This is a genomic window from Sphingomonas caeni, from assembly GCF_026013415.1.
Classification (GTDB): Bacteria; Pseudomonadota; Alphaproteobacteria; order Sphingomonadales; family Sphingomonadaceae; genus Sphingomonas; species Sphingomonas caeni.
In genome coordinates, this window is the sequence record NZ_JAPDOK010000003.1 from 257875 (window position 1) to 273801 (window position 15927).

The 15927-nt window shown below is 68.1% G+C and carries 12 protein-coding genes; 11 read left to right on the top strand and 1 reads right to left on the bottom strand.

All coding sequences use genetic code 11. The features are described 5' to 3' along the window. Window position 1: 1 nt before the first annotated feature. From ftsA to nagZ, 9 genes are all read left to right on the top strand, one after another. Complete coding sequence (ftsA, locus tag OF829_RS09890) at window positions 2-1261, top strand: cell division protein FtsA (RefSeq protein ID WP_264939844.1); 1260 nt, start codon at window positions 2-4, stop codon at window positions 1259-1261. A gap of 117 nt (window positions 1262-1378) precedes the next feature. Further along, entirely contained in the window at window positions 1379-2929 is a 1551-nt protein-coding gene (ftsZ, locus tag OF829_RS09895) for a cell division protein FtsZ (protein WP_264939845.1), read from the top strand. 143 nt (window positions 2930-3072) lie between these two features. After that, window positions 3073-4800, top strand: coding sequence for an SPOR domain-containing protein (locus tag OF829_RS09900; protein ID WP_264939846.1), 1728 nt, complete (start codon window positions 3073-3075; stop codon window positions 4798-4800). After that, window positions 4797-5966 (top strand): deoxyguanosinetriphosphate triphosphohydrolase, encoded by a 1170-nt coding sequence (locus OF829_RS09905; protein ID WP_264939847.1) that lies wholly within the window; start codon window positions 4797-4799, stop codon window positions 5964-5966. Before OF829_RS09900 ends, OF829_RS09905 begins: the two co-directional genes overlap by 4 nt. 93 nt (window positions 5967-6059) lie before the next feature. Continuing rightward, entirely contained in the window at window positions 6060-7568 is a 1509-nt protein-coding gene (locus tag OF829_RS09910) for a DUF1800 domain-containing protein (RefSeq protein ID WP_264939848.1), read from the top strand. Between the two features lie 3 nt (window positions 7569-7571). After that, the gene (locus OF829_RS09915; RefSeq protein ID WP_264939849.1) at window positions 7572-8726 is read left to right on the top strand and encodes a DUF1501 domain-containing protein; all 1155 of its coding nucleotides are present in this window, start codon (window positions 7572-7574) and stop codon (window positions 8724-8726) included. A gap of 312 nt (window positions 8727-9038) precedes the next feature. Then, the gene (gene argS / locus OF829_RS09920) at window positions 9039-10763 is read left to right on the top strand and encodes an arginine--tRNA ligase (protein WP_264939850.1); all 1725 of its coding nucleotides are present in this window, start codon (window positions 9039-9041) and stop codon (window positions 10761-10763) included. A gap of 4 nt (window positions 10764-10767) precedes the next feature. Further along, the gene (locus OF829_RS09925; RefSeq protein ID WP_264939851.1) at window positions 10768-11448 is read left to right on the top strand and encodes an SPOR domain-containing protein; all 681 of its coding nucleotides are present in this window, start codon (window positions 10768-10770) and stop codon (window positions 11446-11448) included. Between the two features lie 149 nt (window positions 11449-11597). Then, complete coding sequence (gene nagZ / locus OF829_RS09930; RefSeq protein WP_264939852.1) at window positions 11598-12605, top strand: beta-N-acetylhexosaminidase; 1008 nt, start codon at window positions 11598-11600, stop codon at window positions 12603-12605. Window positions 12606-12625: 20 nt separating this feature from the next. Here the strand turns inward: nagZ and OF829_RS09935 are convergent, their stop codons facing one another. Next, window positions 12626-14284 (bottom strand): di-heme-cytochrome C peroxidase, encoded by a 1659-nt coding sequence (locus OF829_RS09935; protein WP_319951544.1) that lies wholly within the window; start codon window positions 14282-14284, stop codon window positions 12626-12628. 282 nt (window positions 14285-14566) lie between these two features. Between OF829_RS09935 and OF829_RS09940 the strand changes: the two genes are divergently transcribed. Continuing rightward, a complete protein-coding gene (locus OF829_RS09940) occupies window positions 14567-15304 on the top strand; it encodes a segregation and condensation protein A (RefSeq protein ID WP_264939854.1) in 738 nt (245 codons plus the stop codon). Next, window positions 15301-15903: an SMC-Scp complex subunit ScpB gene (gene scpB, locus OF829_RS09945; RefSeq protein WP_264939855.1), complete on the top strand. Its 603-nt coding sequence runs from the start codon at window positions 15301-15303 to the stop codon at window positions 15901-15903. Before OF829_RS09940 ends, scpB begins: the two co-directional genes overlap by 4 nt. The last annotated feature ends 24 nt before the right edge of the window (window positions 15904-15927 follow it).

Consider the following 15927-nt stretch of genomic DNA (forward strand, 5'->3'; position numbering starts at 1 on the left):
AATGGCGAAGGCGGCACCGGAAGGTCTCATCACCGCGCTCGACGTGGGATCGTCGAAGGTCTCGGCGCTGATCGCGCAGCGCATGGACGATGGCTCGCTCGTCGTGCTCGGCACCGGCCAGCGCGAGAGCCGCGGGGTCAAGCGCGGCTATGTGGCCGACATGGCTTCGACCGAGCTGGCGATCCGCGAGGCGGTCGAGCAGGCCGAGCGCATCGCCGGGACCAATATCGAGAATGTCTGGGTCAGCTTCTCCGCCGGGGGTCTCGTCTCGGACGTGGTCAAGCTCGAGGCCGATCTGGGCGGGCACCGGGTCGAGCAGAGCGACATCGACGACCTGCTCAAGGCCGGCCGTGACGCGCTCAATCCCGCGGGCAAGATGGTGCTCCACGCCCAGCCGACCTGCTACACGCTCGACGGGCTCGAAGGCGTCAAGAAGCCGCTCGGACTCCATGCCGACCGGCTGGGTGTCGATATCCATGTCGTCGCGACCGAGGGCTCGCCGGTGCGCAACCTCGATCTGTGCGTCCGCTCGGCGCATCTCGAGGTCCGCTCGATCATCGCCGCCCCGGTCGCCACCGGGCTCGCCTGCCTGAGCGAGGAGGAGCGCGAGATCGGCGTCGCGCTCGTCGAGATCGGCGCGGGTGTGACCAATGTCAGCGTGTTCGCGGGCGGCGTGCTCGCGGGGCTCGCCTCGATCCCGATGGGCTCGGCCGACATCACCGACGATATCGCCTCCGCCTTCGGCACCGCGCGCAACTGGGCCGAGCGGACGAAATGCTTCCACGGCTCGGCCAACATATCCCCGCGCGACAATCACGACATGATCGATGTCGTCGCGGCTACCCCCGACGAGGGCGCCGAGGGCCAGCGCATCACCAAGGCGCAGCTGATCGCGGTGATCCGCCAGCGGCTCGAACGACTCATGGCTGAGATCCAGAAGGAGCTGAAGCGGCTCGGCTTCACCGATCCGGTCGGCCGCCAGATTGTCCTCACCGGTGGCGGCGCCGAACTCAAGGGCATCGCCGACTATGCCCAGCAATTGCTCGGCAGCGCGGTAAAAGTGGGCCGTCCCAAGGGCTTGGTCGCGCTCCCCGAGGCGCATAGCGGCCCCGCCTTCTCGACCCTCGCCGGCCTCGCGCGCTTCGCCGCGGCCGACCCGATCGACCTGCGCGCGCTCGAGCCGCAGCATCAGCTCGTCACGCGTGCGTCTCCGCGTGCCGTGCTGGGGCGCCTGATGGCCGCATTCCGATCGAATTATTAAAAGAAACCCGTGGATATTGTAGTTTTCCGGCTAGAGTCACCACAATGGATGGTGCAGAAAGATTTCTGAAATAAAACGTGGTCCGCCTTGCCGCGGGCGCACGAGGGAGACCAGGCAATGAGTATCGATTTCCTGCCCACCGAGGTGGATGACCTCACTCCGAAGATCACCGTCATCGGTGTCGGCGGGGCGGGCGGCAACGCGATCGCGAACATGATCCGCGCCGATGTGCAGGGCGTGGAGTTCCTCGTCGCCAACACCGACTCGCAGGCGCTCAAACAGTCCACGGCGGCGCATCGCATCCAGCTCGGCGCGAAGATCACGCAGGGGCTCGGCGCGGGCTCGCGGCCCGAGATCGGGCGCGCGGCGGCCGAGGAGACGATCGAGAGCGTCCAGCAGGCGCTCCAGGGCGTCCACATGGTCTTCCTCGCGGCCGGCATGGGCGGCGGCACCGGCACCGGCGCCGCGCCCGTCATCGCCAAGGCGGCGCGCGACATGGGCATCCTGACGGTGGGCGTGGTCACCAAGCCCTTCGCCTTCGAGGGCAAGCGCCGCGCGCAGAGCGCCGAGGCGGGCATCGAGGAGCTTCAGAAATATGTCGACACGCTCATCGTCATCCCGAACCAGAACCTGTTCCTGATCGCCAACGCCAACACGACCTTCAAGGAAGCCTTCGAGCTGGCCGACGAAGTGCTCCAGCAGGGCGTGCGCGGCATTACCGACCTGATGGTGATGCCCGGCCTGATCAACCTCGACTTCGCCGATATCCGCGCCGTGATGCAGGAAATGGGCAAGGCGATGATGGGCACGGGCGAGGCCGCGGGCGACGACCGCGCGCTGGTCGCCGCACAGAAGGCGATCGCCAATCCGCTGCTCGACGGCGTGAGCATGAATGGCGCCAAGGGCGTGATCGTCTCGATCACCGGCGGCGAGGACATGCGCCTGCTCGAGGTCGATGAGGCCGCGAACCATATCCGCGAGCTGGTCGATCCCGACGCCAACATCATCTGGGGTTCGGCGTTCAACCCCGAGCTGGAAGGCAAGATCCGCGTCTCGGTCGTCGCGACCGGCATCGATGCGGACGCACAGGCGGCCGCGGCCCCGGTCGAGGCACCGCGCGTCTTCTCCTTCGCCACCCCGCGCCGTCCGGCCGCCGAGGCGCCCGCGCCGGTGGAAACCGAATTCGCGCCGGTTCCGGAGCCGATGCCCGAACCCGGCTTCTCGCAGCCCGAGCCGATCGCGTTCGATGACGAGCCCGAAGCCGAGGTCGCGGCGCCCGCGATCCCCGAGCCCTATGAGCCCGAGGCGGAAGCCGAGCCCGAGGCCGAAGCGGCGCCCGCGCCGATTCCGCTCTCCTTCGGCGACGAGCCCGAGGATGAGGACGAGCTGGTGCTCGGTTCCGAGAGCGAAGTCGCGGAAGAAGCGCCCGAGAGCGGGGACGAGCCGGCCGATGAGGGCCGCCCGCCCGAATTCGGCAGCCGCCGCCGCTGGCTGACCTCCGAGCCCGAGGAAGCCCCCGCGCCCGAGGCCAAGCCGGCCAAGAAAGCGGGCGGGACCTTGTTCGAGCGCATGGCCTCGGCCTCGCGTGGCGGCAACAAGTCGTCGGACGATGACGACAAGGATCCGCTCGACATCCCGCGCTTCCTGCGCAGCCAGAACAACCAGTAACAACTGCTTCATTTTGGCGCTCCCGCGGCTCGCCCTGGCGAGCCGCGGGAGTGTGTCATTCGGCGTTCAGGGTTAGACAGGCTAACGCTGGGGGACGCATGAACCGGATTCGCTTTCAAACACCCGCGCTACTGGCGCTTGCCGTGGCTTCGCTGGGGGGCGCCCCCGCCTTCGCGCAGACCGACCCGACCGCCGCCACCCAGGGTGCGCCGGTCCCGATGCCGCCGCCGACCAATCCCGATGCCGATCTGCTGGCGAGCGAGATGCGATTCCTCACGCAAAACCCGCGCGATCTCCGGGCCTTGCTCTCCGCCGCCGCGATCAGCACCCGGCTCGGCGACACCTCGGCGGCGATGGCATTCTATGCCCGCGCCGAGAAGATCGATCCCGAGAATCCGCGGATCATGGCGGGCCGCGCGCAGGTGCTGGTGCGGATGGAGCGGCCCGGCGAGGCGCTGCGGCTGTTCCAGACCGCCGAGCAGCGCGGGTTGCCGATGGGCGAATATCTGGTCGATCGCGGGCTCGCCTATGACCTGCTCGGCGCGCCGCAGCTCGCCCAGCGCGATTACCGCGCGGCACTCCAGCGCGACCGCGACGACGAGACGGTGCGCCGCCTCGCGCTCTCGCTCGGGATCACCGGCAAATATGACGAGGCGATGCGCGAGCTCGATCCGTTGCTCCGCCGCAGCGACCGCGCCGCGTGGCGCGCACGCGCCTTCATCCTTGCGATGCAGGGCGATTTCGAGGGCGCCCAGCGGATCGCGCAGAGCATGATGCCGGGCAATATGGGCGCGGCGCTCGGGCCATTCTTCCGCCGCCTGCCGGGGCTGTCGGTCGCGGACAAGGCGTTTGCGGTGCATTTCGGCGAGCTTTCGCCCACCCCCGGGCGCCGCGCCGACCTGCAACTCGCGCCGCAGCTGCCGCCCTATGTCCCCGAACGCGGGCCGCCGCCCGTCGCCGCGGCGGCGGTTGCGGCCCCGACGCCTCCGCCCGCGCCCGCGCCGGCACGCAGCCGGCGAGGGCGGCGCGACCAGCCCGTTCAGGTCGCCGCTGTCGCGCCCGTCGCCGCGCGCCCGGTTCCGCGGCCCGAGGAAGTCAATCCGCTGCCCCCGCCGCCGCAATACCAGGCGCCGCTGGTCCAGCCGCTCCCGATCGCTACCCCCGCGCCGACACCGCCGCCCACGCCCACGCCCACGCCCACGCCCGCGCCAGTCCAGGTCGCCGTCGCCGCGCCCACGCCCGCGCTGCCGACGATGCGCCGCGTCCCCGGGCAGCGCGGCGTGCCCGCCACCGGCACCGGCTATGGCCTCGGCGCCGATGTCGCTCCCGAGGCCCGACGTCCGTCTCCGCCGGGACCGGCCAGGCCAGGCGAGGATAATGGCGTGCTCGACAATATCGTCGGCGGGATCACCGTCCCGCCCGAGGAGCTCGCCGCGTTCGAGATGCCCGACGACGAGCCCGAGGCGCCGATCCCGGTCCGGGCCAGGCCCGCGCTCGCGCCCGCGCCCGCGCCCGCACCGTCGCGAGCCGCGCCCGCCACGGCCAAGCCCGCCGCAACGCCTCCGGCTCGCCGCGCCGAACCCAAGCCGCCCCCCGAGCCCAAGCGCTTCTGGGTCCAGGTCGGCATCGGCGCCGACGAGCGCCGCCTCCCCGACACCTGGCGCAAGCTGCTCAAACAGGCCCCCGCCGCCTTTCGCGGCCGCAGCGCCTGGTGGACCCCGCTCCGCGCCACCAACCGCCTCCTCACCGGCCCGTTCAAGACCGCGGCCGAGGCGCAGGCTTTCGTCAACACGCTCGGCAAGGCGGGGATTGACGCCTATGCCTTCACCAGCGATGCGGGCCAGAAGGTGAATCGTTTGGAGGTGAAGTGACGGACAAGGCTTCCTGGGCATCGACTCCCGAAGCCAGCCGTGGCCGCCTCCACGAAGAACGTGCCGCGACCGTTCGCGGCGGGTCGCGTGATGCCTTTCAGCGCGATCGCGACCGGATCATCCATTCGACCGGCTTCCGCCGCCTGCGCTCCAAGACCCAGGTCTTCATGGCCCCGGACGGCGACCATTTCCGCGTCCGCCTGACCCACAGCCTCGAGGTCGCGCAGATCGGCCGAACGATCGCGCGGGCATTGGGCCTCAACGAGGATCTCACCGAAGCCCTTTGCCTCGCGCACGACATCGGCCATCCCCCCTTCGGCCATGCCGGCGAGGATGCGCTGGAGGCGGCGCTGGAGGGGCTGGGGGGCTTCGATCATAACGGCCATACGCTGCGCACGCTGATGCTGCTCGAGCGCCCCTATCCCGGCTGGGACGGGCTCAACCTGACCTGGGATACGCTCGAAGGCCTTGCCAAGCATAACGGCCCGGTCGCCGATCCCGAATGGGCGCTGGCCGAATCGGACGCGGCCTTTCCGCTCGCGCTCGGTTCCTGGCCCTCGCTCGAAGCGCAGGTCGCCGCGCTCGCCGACGATATCGCCTATGACAATCACGACATCGACGATGGCCTGCGCGCGGGGCTGCTGAGCCTCGATCAGCTGCTCGCGGTGCCGATGATCGAGGCGGGGTGGCGCAAGGTCGAGGCGCGCTTCCCCGGAGTCTCGCGCAAGCGGCTGATCGGCGAGCTGATCCGCGCGCAGATCGGGACGATGGTCAACGACCTGATCGAGACTACCCGTGCCAGGGTTGCCGCCGCGCGGGTCCGGTCGGTCGATGACGTCCGTGCCGCGGGCGAAGCGCTGGCCGGCTTCTCGCCCGAGATGCGCGATGCCGAACGCGGGTTGAAGCGCTTCATGTACGCCAATCTCTATCACCACCCCAGCCAGCTCGATGCGGCCCGCGCCGCGCACGGCGTGGTCGCGGGGCTCTTCGCCGCCTATGCCGCCGACCCCATGCTGATGCCCGAGGAGTGGCGGGAGGCGCTCCCTGCCGAAGAACCGCGGCGGAGCCGCCACATCGCCGACTTCATCGCCGGCATGACCGACCGCTACGCGATCCGCTCCTACGAACGGGTCGTCGGCCCGGTCGATCTGCCCGAAGGCTTCTGACGGAGCGTTGCCCGCGCGCGGCCAACGGTGCGCCTGACATAGTTTTGCGACAGGCTGGGCGTAGTCCGGTGCCAGTCGCAAGGGGACTCGGTCATGTCCGACGCCAGCACCGCGCTAAACCGCTTCGGACTCGGCGCGCGTCCCGGCGAGACCGGGATCGACGCGCGCCGCTGGCTGCTCGGCCAGCTCGACCGCTTCGATGCCGCGCCCGCGGTCATCGCCGCGCTCCCCACCACCCGCGCCATTTCCGAAGACCTCGCCACCTATCTGGTCGATCTCCGCGAGGCCCAGCGCGAACGCCGGGGCGGCGATAACCGCCCGGCCGGCTACACCCAACCCCGCATGAGCGACGAAGCGATGATGGGCGACGCCGCGATGCAGCCCGCCCAGGGGCAGGAAGACCCCCGCGATCCCGTCGCCCAGGCGCGCCGCTTCGCGCGCCAGCAGGGCCGCGACATCTATTCGGGCGCAGTCAACGCCCGCGCGCTCACCGCGATCAACACCGCCTCGCCCTTCATCGAGCGCCTCGTCCATTTCTGGGCGAACCATTTTGCGGTCTCGATCGACAAATTCATCATCGTCGGTCTCGCCGGTCAGCTCGAATTCGATGCGATCCGCCCCAATGTGCTCGGCAGCTTCCGCGACATGCTCTTCGCGGTCGAACGCCATCCGGCGATGCTGCTCTATCTCGATCAGGCCAATTCGATCGGGCCCAAAAGCCCGGCGGGCCAGTTTCTCGCACAGCGCCCGCGCATGAATGCCCAGCGTGGTGGCCTAAACGAGAATCTGGCCCGCGAAATCCTCGAGCTCCACACGCTCGGCGTCCGCACCGGCTATACCCAGGCCGACGTCACCGAATTCGCCCGCGCGATGACCGGCTGGACGGTCGCCGGGCTCGTGCGCGGGCAGCAGTCGCGGCGCATGGGCGTGACCGGCAATCCTGGCGACTTCGCCTTCGCCGATCGCCTCCACGAACCCGGCACGCGGACGATCCTGGGCAAGAGCTGGCCGCAGCAAGGCTATGCCCAGGCGGCTGCGGTGCTCGACCATCTCGCCACCCACCCCGCGACCGCGCGCCACATCGCCACCAAGCTCGCGCGCCACTTCGCGGGCGACGATCCGCCGCCTGCTCTGGTCGCCCGGCTCGAGAGAAATTTCCTCGAAACCGGCGGCAATCTGCCTGCGCTCTACCGTGTGCTGATCGACTCCCCCGAATGCTGGGCGCCGCAGCCGCTCAAGTTCAAGACGCCCTGGGAGTGGAGCATCGCGTGCCTGCGCGCGCTCGGCACCCGCGACCTGGAAAAATTCGCCGCGGTCGGGCTGATGAAGCAGCTCGGCCAGCCGATCTGGCAGTCCGGATCGCCCGCGGGCTGGGACGATGTCGCCCCGGCATGGGCGGGGCCCGATGCGATCATGCGCCGGGTCGAGGCCGCCGAGCGGATCGCCGCACGGACGCGCGATCAGGTCGATGCGCGCAGCCGCGCCGCCGAGATCTTCCCCGGCGCGCTCAGCGCCTCGACCGCGCAATCGATCGCGCGCGCCGAGAGCCCGGGGCAGGGCGTCGCGCTGATGCTGGTCTCGCCCGAAATGATGCGGAGATAGGCCATGATGAACCGCCGCAGCTTCGTCACCGCCGCCGGGATCACCCTCCTCGGCACCAGCCTCGGCGCGAAGATGGCGTTTGCCAGCGCCGCGACCGACCGGCGCTTCGTCTTCATCATCCAGCGCGGCGCCGCCGACGGGCTGGCGACGCTCGCGCCGGTCGGCGACCCCGCCTTCGCGGCTCAGCGCGGGCTCCTGGCGGAGGATTTCGCCGCCGCGCCCAAACTCGATTCGATGTTCGCGCTCCATCCTTCGCTCGCGAACGTCGCCGCGCTCCACGCCGCCAAACAGGCGTTGTTCGTCCACGCTATCGCCTCGCCCTATCGTGACCGTTCGCATTTCGACGGCCAGAACGTCCTCGAGACCGGCGGGAGCGCGGCCTACAGCCTCAAGGACGGCTGGCTGAACCGCATGCTCTCGCTGCTGCCGCCGGCCGAGGCCAAGGCGATCGCGATCGCCGCGACCATCCCGATGGCGCTGCGCGGCAGGATCGAGGTGGCGAGCTATGCGCCGACCGCGCTCCCCGATGCCTCGGACGACCTGATCGCGCGCGTCTCGACCCTGTATCAGGACGACCCCCAGCTCCACGCCGCCTGGAAGCAGGCCACCTCGACGCGCATGCTCACGGGCGACATGGCCGCCGACAATGGCCGCAACGCCGCCGCCAACGGCGCGCTCGCGGCGAAACTCCTCGCCGCCGACAATGGCTCGCGGATCGCGATGATCGAGACCGGCGGCTGGGACACGCACGCCCAGCAGCGCGGCCGGCTCGCGGCCCAGCTGCGCGGGCTCGACGGGCTGATCGGGGCGCTGAAGGACGGGCTGGGCCCGCTCTGGGCGAACACGATGGTCGCGGTCGCCACCGAATTCGGACGGACGGTGAAGGTCAACGGGACCGGCGGCACCGATCACGGCACCGCGTCGATGGCGATGCTGCTGGGCGGCGCGGTCAATGGCGGGCGCGTGATCGCCGACTGGCCGGGGCTTGGCGACGCGGCGCTCTACGAAGGCCGAGATTTGAAGCCGACCACCGATCTCGACACCTTCATCGCCAGCGCGGCGGGCGGCCATTTCGGGATCGAGGGCAAGCGCGCGCTGACCACGCTCTTCCCCGAGACCCGCAGCGCCCGCACGATCGACGGGCTGGTGCGGGCATAAGGTCCCGCACTTCGCGGTCATTGATGACCTTTGCCCCAGGGAAAAGGTGCATCCTGATGGATTCACGGAGCGCCATGCGCAGATCGTTCGACAGGTTCAAAGAGCCCAGGCCGGATGCAAGCAGCCGAAATCCTACATTGCAAGCTTGGAGCGGAACGATTTCAATTTGGATCGTCATCCCGGCGAAAGCCGGGACCCAAGGTCATGAGCGATGTCCCATGTGGCTCTGAGTCCCGGCTTTCGCCGGGATGACGAGTTGAGGTTGGGGTTCCGGTCCGCTAGAGGCGCGCTTCCCTTATCATTGGAAGAGCCGTGACCCTCTACGCCCGTTTCGCTGCCCATCTCGATGCCGCGCTCGATGCCCTTGTGGCCTCGGGTGACCTGCCGGCCGGGCTGGAGCGACGTGGCGTTACGGTCGAGCCGCCGCGCGACGCCAGCCATGGCGATCTCGCCACCAACGCCGCGATGGTCCTCGCCAAGCCGGCGGGCACCAATCCGCGCGCGCTGGCCGAGAAGCTCGCCGCCGAACTGGAGAAGCTCGACGAGGTGACCGCGGTGGCGGTCGCCGGGCCGGGTTTCATCAACCTGACGCTCGCCGAGGACAGCTGGCGCGCCGAGCTCGCCGAGATTCTCGATGCGGGCGCCGATTATGGCCGCGGGACAATCGGCAAGGGCATCACCGTCAATGTCGAATATGTCTCGGCCAATCCGACCGGCCCGATGCATATGGGCCATTGCCGCGGCGCGGTGGTCGGCGATGCGCTGGCGAGCCTGCTCGAATTTGTCGGGCACAAGGTGGTGCGCGAATATTATGTCAACGATGCGGGCGGGCAGGTTGATACGCTCGCGCGTTCGGTGCACCTCCGTTACCGCGAGGCGCTTGGCGAAAATATCGGCGAAATCCCGGAAGGCTATTACCCGGGCGACTATCTGATCCCGATCGGTCAGGCGCTCGCTGCGGAATTCGGCGACCGGTATGTTGGCCAGCCCGAAGAGGCATGGCTGATCCTGTTCCGCCAGCGCGCGGTCGCAGCGATGATGGACTTGATCCGCGCCGATCTCGCGCTGCTCGGCATCCACCACGATCTGTTCTCGTCCGAGGCCGAACTGCAGGCGGCGGGCAAGCCCGAAGCCGCCGAGAAATGGCTGCGCGAGCGTGACCTCATCTATGATGGCTTCCTCGAGGCACCGAAAGGCGAACTGCCCGACGATTGGGAGCCGGTCGAGCTGCCGCTGTTCCGCTCGACCCAGTTTGGCGATGATCAGGACCGACCGATCAAGAAGTCGAATGGGCAATGGACCTATTTCGGCGCCGATCTCGCCTATCACTTTCAAAAAGCTCAGGAAGCCGATCAGCTGATCGATATCTGGGGTGCTGATCATGCGGGTACCGTCAAGCGGATTGTCGCGGCAGTTCAGGCGCTTACAGGCGGCAAGACCCGGTTCGACGTCAAGCTGATCCAGATGGTCCGGCTGATGCGCAACGGCGAGCTCGTGAAAATGGGCAAGCGCGCGGGCAATTTCGTCACCGTTTCGGATATGGTCGAGGAAGTCGGCAAGGATGTCGTCCGCTTCTCGATGCTGACCCGCAAGGCCGATGCCCAGATGGACTTCGACTTCGCCAAGGTGACCGAGACGTCGAAGGACAATCCGGTCTTCTATGTCCAATATGCACATGCCCGGGTCGAGTCGGTACACCGTCGCGCCGCGGAGGCGGGGATTACTTGCCCGGATCGGGACTTGTCTCTGCTTGATACACGCGAGCTTTCGGTGGCCAAGCTGGCCGCGCAGTTTCCGCGAGTGGTCGAGTCGGCGGCACTGGCGCGCGAGCCGCATCGGATTGCCTTTTATCTCTACGACTTGGCGGCGGAATTCCACTCGCTTTACAATCTCGGCAACGACGATCCCACGCGGCGTTTCCTGCTACCCGATCAGGTAAGGTTAACATGCGCTCGGCTTTCATTGGCGCGGGCTATCGGGCAAGTTGTTCGTAACGGGTTGGCAATCATGGGCGTGGAAGCCGTCCAGGAGATGTAGGAAAATGAGTGGGCGTAACGAGGCAGGTTTCGGCGATGACGACCGCCTCCCCTGGCTGGAAACGGTTGAGGAAGATTATCGCGAAGGGCCCTCGATCTGGCGGATCCTGCTGCTGATCGTCCTTGCGCTGGCGGTGCTGGCGGCGGTGGTCTTCGGCGTATGGTGGTACCAGAAGCAGCAGGGGCTCGCGGGCAACGGCGCGCTGATCAACGCCCAGGAAGGCGACTACAAGGTCAAGCCCGACGATGAGGGCGGGATGAAGGTCGAAGGCGAGGGCGGCACCACCTTCGCCACCAGCGAGGGCGCCGACGTCAATGCGAGCGTCAATATGAACGCGACCGCCGAAGCCCCGGTCGAGGGCAAGACGGTGACCCCGTCGCCCACCCCGACCACGGGCACCAAGACCGCGACCGTCGCGATCCCGGCCGCGGGCGGTGAGGCGTCAGGTTCGGGCGCGCTGGTCCAGCTTGGAGCCTTCCCGGACCGCCAAGGTGCCGAGGGCAATTGGGCGCGGCTCGCCAAGCGCTTTCCGGTGATCGCCCCGCTGGGCCATTCGATCGAACAGGGCAACAAGGACGGCAAGCCGGTGTTCCGCCTGCGCGTCAATGCGGGGAGCAACGGCCAGGCGCGCGAGATCTGCGCCAAACTCAAGGCCGGCGGCGAGAATTGCTACGTGGCGAATTAGCCTAATTCCTCCCCCGGAGGGGGAGGTGGCAGCCAAAGGCTGACGGAGGGGTATTCTCCCCACGCGATACCGCTCGTGGCAACCACTCCTCCACCATCCTTCGGATGGTCCCCCTCCCCCTCCGGGGGAGGATTTGGTAGGGCCATCCCATGAAGCCCGTGATCTTCGGCCTGTCCGGCCTCACCCTCACCGACGACGAGCGCGATTTCTTCGGGCAAGCGGACCCGCTCGGCTATATCCTGTTCAAGCGCAACTGCGCCGATCGCGCCCAGATGCGCGCGCTGACCGACAGCCTGCGCACCCTGTCGGGCCGCGACGATCTCCCGATCCTGATCGACCAGGAAGGCGGCCGTGTCGCGCGGATGCAGCCGCCCGAATGGCCCGCTTTCCCGGCCGGTGCCGCGTTCGATGCGCTCTACGAAATCGCGCCGATCTCGGCGATCGAGGCCGCCCGCTCGAACGCCCATGCCCTCGGCCTGATGCTCCGCGAGGTCGGCGTCAATGTCGATGCCCTCCCGCTGCTCGACGTCCGCCGCCCCGAAACGAGCAACGTCATCGGCGACCGCTCGCTCGGCAGCGAGCCGATGCGCGTCGCGGCACTGGGGCAGGCGGTGATCGAGGGACTGCGCCGCGCGGGCGTGGTCGGGATCGTCAAGCATATGCCCGGCCATGGCCGCGCGATCGTCGACAGCCATCTCGAGCTGCCCCGCGTCTCCGCGCCGGCCGCGGAGCTCGAAACCGATATCGAGCCCTTCGCCGCGCTCAATGATGCGCCGATGGGCATGACCTGCCATGTCGTGTTCGAAGCCTGGGACGCCGAACACCCCGCCACCCTTTCCCCACACGTGATCGCCGACATCATCCGCGGCCGGATCGGTTTCGACGGGCTGCTCATGACCGACGATATCGACATGAAGGCGCTGAGCGGAACCGCGGGCGAAAAGGCCGCTGCCGCGCTCGCCGCGGGCTGCGACGCCGTGCTCGATTGCTGGGCGCGGATGGACGAGATGGTCGAGATCGCCGCGCGCCTCGGCGATGCGCCGCCGGAGACGCTCGCCCGCCTCGACCGCGCGATGGCGACGGTCGCGAACGGCCCGGAACCCGGCGATTTCGGGGAGCTGATCGCAAAGCGGGACGCGCTCCTGGCCTTGGCCTGAAGCGCGTCCGGCCCGGGGGGTTACAGCGTCTTCATATATTCGATCAGCGCACGCTTGTCGGCGTTGCTCAGATTGACCCCGAATTCGTGCCCGCAGCGGCTGTTGCCCGAATTGCGGTCTTCGCAGCCGGTGGTGACATGGGTGTAGCTGCCCGGCTGGGTCGGCGCGAGGCCCATGTTGATCGGGTCATAGGCCGGCCCCACCGCGAAGCTGACCGGGCGCTGGCTCGCGGGCTTGAGCAGATCCCACATCGTCGGCACCGATCCGTTGTGGAGATAGGGCGCCGCCGCCCAGATGCCGAACATCACCCGCGACTCATATTTGAAGGTGCCGTCGAGATCGGGGAAGTCGAAGCTGTCCTCGGTGAGCTGCTGGGCCTTCGCCAGCGTCTTGCCGTTCTTGAAGCCGGGCGAGTCGATAAAGTCCTCGGCCAGCGCGAGCAGCACCGTGCCCTTCTGCACGACCGATCCGATCACGACATATTTGAGCAGATCGAACGACTTTGACGGGTTGGTCACCTTGAAGTTCGGCGCGAGATGGGTCTTGAGGTTGATCAGCACGCCCGGATCGGCCTGGCGCGCCATCACCTGATACTCGCGGCTGTCGGTGCCGACATCCTGCAGCGGGGTCGCCCAGGTCGGGATGTTGGGGAAGCCCGGCTTGCCCGGCTTGACCCCGTGGCAGCTGCCGCAATTGGCCTCGTAGAGCGGCTTGCCCGCCGCGGCGAGCGTGGTGTTGATCGGGAAATGCGACGGCCATTTGGGCGTCCCGATCTTCTTGATGAGATTCTCGAGCGCGAGCAGGCCCCAGCCGTTCATCGAGTTGATCGCGGTGAAATTGACATTGCCGATCCGCGGGCTCGGCGCCTGGGGATGGACCACGCCGAACACGCCGAACACCTCGCCGGTGTTGCGCGCCAGCCCCGCGACCGAGGTGCCGTTGTCGGCAAAGCCCGGCCATTGCGTCCGGTCCTGCTTCGCGGCGTTCCACAGGAAGGGATAGCGGACCGGCGCGTCGGCGGGCTGGATATTGTTGGCGATGAGATAGGTCGGCGGCGGCCCGAGATCGAGGCCGGTCACCCGGTTGAAGATCATCGCGACCGCGTCGAGCCGGCCCAGGCCCCATAGATTGGGCGTGCCATAGGCGCGCTCTTTCATGGTGTTTTCGCGCATGTACCAGATCTCGACCTGGCTGCGGAGCGCGGCGATCTTGCTCGCGGAGGGGGCGGGGCCCAGCACCGCCTTGTAGAAGGCGGTCCATTTGGTGGTGTCGTTGAGTACGTCGCCCACCGCATCGACCATGTCGGTCAGCAGCCCCTGGAAATCCACCAGCGCGGGACCGCCATCGACGCGGAAGGTCAGATTGGAATAGGTGATCTCGCGCGTATGGCACGCGGCGCAGTTCATTCCGAGCTGCGCATCAACCCCGGTCCCCGCCACGGTGAAGCCCACCGGCAGGTTGCGAAAGGGATCGTCGAGATAGCCGTAGCGCGCGAGCCCGTCGCCCATGAAGGGCTGGCCGTCGCTGGTCTTGAGCGCCTTGGCCCAGGCATAGGGGATCATCTGCGATCCCTGGTCGCGGCTGTAGAAATCCTTGCGGGTATTGTTGGTCCAGGCACTCCCCTGATTGACGCACTGAACGTTCGAGCCCGGCAGGCAGGGCACCTGGGCCTGTGCCACGCCGCATGACAGTCCGCCGGCCGCGGCAAGAAGAAACGCTTTCAGTGCAAAGCCGAATCGTGCGTGCGCCATCGCAATTCCCCCAATAAACGTGCCCCTACGCAACGCTTTACTGAACCGAAACGCGACCGCTGTTGGTTTATTGTATTTTTACTATGGATCGAAAGTTGAATCGATCCAAATCGGCTGCGATTACTATAGGAGAAGGTGACGGGGCCGTCAATCGGATAGCGGGCCCCCAGGGAGCGTGACTTCTCGCTTTCGCCCTGCTTAAACCGGGCGATGGACGGCGAAGTCTCGGATACGCTCACGATCGATATCGACGGCTGGGAGGGCCCGCTCGACCTGCTGCTGACGCTCGCGCGCAACCAGAAGGTCGATCTGCGCGCGATCTCGATCCTCCAGCTGGTCGACCAATATATCGCCTTCATGGAGGAGGCGCGGGCGCTCAAGCTCGAGCTCGCCGCCGACTATCTCGTGATGGCGGCGTGGCTCGCCTATTTGAAGTCGGGCCTGCTGCTCCCGCGCAACCCCGAGGAATCGCCGAGCCCCGAGGAACTGGCGCTCCGGCTCCAGCTCCGCCTCGAACGGCTGAACGCAATGCGCGAGGCCGGCGCGCGGCTGGTGGCGCGCGACCGGCTCGGCCGCGACGTCTTCCTGCGCGCCGCACCCGAAGGACTCCGGGTTGTGCGCAAGGGCCGCTACGAGGCCGAGATCTACGACCTGATCGCCGCCTATGGCCGGATCAGCGCGCGCACCCGGCCGGTGATGCACGTCGTCGCCGCGCGCGACGTGATGACGCTGGAGGAGGCGATCGAGCGCGTCGAGCGGCTGGTCGGCAGCCGGATCGAATGGAGCACGATCGAGAGCTTCCTTCCCGACGAGGCGCACGGGCTCTACCGCAAGTCGGCGCTCGCCTCTTCCTTCGTCGCCGCGCTCGAACTCGCACGCCAGGGCAAGCTCGAGCTGCGCCAGAAATCGCCCTTCGCGCCGCTCTATTTGCGGGGGGCGGGGGCATGATCATCCAGGACGATCTCGCCCGCGCGGTCGAGGCGGTGCTGTTCGCTTCCGAGCAGCCGCTCTCGGTCGACGAGATCCGCGCGCATGTCGGGGCCGAAGCCGATGTGTCCGCGGCGCTCCGCTCACTCGAGGATATCTATGCCGGGCGCGGCATCGAACTCGTCAGGCGCGGCGACAAATATCATTTCCAGACCGCCGCCGATCTCGCCCACCTGCTCCGCCGCGACCGCGAGGAGAGCCGCAAGCTCAGCCGCGCCGGGATCGAGACGCTGGCGATCATCGCCTATCACGAGCCCGTTACCCGCGCCGAGATCGAGGCGATCCGCGGCGTCCAGATCAGCAAGGGCACGATCGACGTGCTGATGGAGGCGGGCTGGGTGCGCCCGGCGGGCCGCCGCGAGGTTCCGGGGCGCCCGCTCACCTATGCGACCACCCCCGGCTTCCTCACCCATTTCGGCCTCGCCAGCCGCCGCGACCTGCCCGGGATCGACGATCTCAAGGCTGCGGGGCTGCTCGATCCGGTCGATCTGGCGTTCGAGACGCTGGGGAACGACGGCGATGGGGACGGTGAAAACGAGACCGCAAGCGATTCCGAATAGGGGCGCGCGAGCCTGGGACAATCA

What these genes read in the sequence shown, in the direction of transcription:
- OF829_RS09925 (WP_264939851.1), top strand. Translation starts at nt 10,768, where the DNA reads ATGAGTGGGCGTAACGAGGCAGGTTTCGGCGATGACGACCGCCTCCCC.
- OF829_RS09940 (WP_264939854.1), top strand. Translation starts at nt 14,567, where the DNA reads ATGGACGGCGAAGTCTCGGATACGCTCACGATCGATATCGACGGCTGG.
- scpB (WP_264939855.1), top strand. Translation starts at nt 15,301, where the DNA reads ATGATCATCCAGGACGATCTCGCCCGCGCGGTCGAGGCGGTGCTGTTC.
- ftsZ (WP_264939845.1), top strand. Translation starts at nt 1,379, where the DNA reads ATGAGTATCGATTTCCTGCCCACCGAGGTGGATGACCTCACTCCGAAG.
- OF829_RS09915 (WP_264939849.1), top strand. Translation starts at nt 7,572, where the DNA reads ATGATGAACCGCCGCAGCTTCGTCACCGCCGCCGGGATCACCCTCCTC.
- nagZ (WP_264939852.1), top strand. Translation starts at nt 11,598, where the DNA reads ATGAAGCCCGTGATCTTCGGCCTGTCCGGCCTCACCCTCACCGACGAC.
- ftsA (WP_264939844.1), top strand. Translation starts at nt 2, where the DNA reads ATGGCGAAGGCGGCACCGGAAGGTCTCATCACCGCGCTCGACGTGGGA.
- OF829_RS09910 (WP_264939848.1), top strand. Translation starts at nt 6,060, where the DNA reads ATGTCCGACGCCAGCACCGCGCTAAACCGCTTCGGACTCGGCGCGCGT.